At 52.3% G+C, this 304-nt stretch carries 1 rRNA gene; it reads right to left on the reverse strand.

Features of this window, described 5'->3' with window-relative positions:
• Nucleotides 1–86 (reverse strand): 23S ribosomal RNA (locus tag VSR34_RS39040); the annotation flags it as partial.
• Between the last annotated feature and the right edge of the window lie 218 nt (nucleotides 87–304).

Raw genomic sequence — 304 nt, forward strand, 5'->3', positions numbered from 1 at the left:
GCTCCCCACAGCTTTTCGCAGGCTACCGCGTCCTTCATCGCCTGTGATCGCCAAGGCATCCACCACATGCACTTGTTCGCTTGACCCTATAACGGGTGTGTCTTGCGGCCAGAGTTAGCGCTTTAGCTGTCGGCCGGAGTTAGTGCTTCAGCACTTACTCCGGGCCCATGCAAAGCTCTTACTCTGGGCTCATCCCCGTAGGGGACAAGCAAAGAGCACTCGTTACAGGTTGAGTATTCGTGTTGCGCCGTATTCCAAAGCAATCTTTCGATCACTTAAAAATACATTGATACAATCACAACCC

This window comes from Paraburkholderia sp. JHI2823 (assembly GCF_038900695.1).
GTDB classification, from domain to species: domain Bacteria; phylum Pseudomonadota; class Gammaproteobacteria; order Burkholderiales; family Burkholderiaceae; genus Paraburkholderia; species Paraburkholderia mimosarum.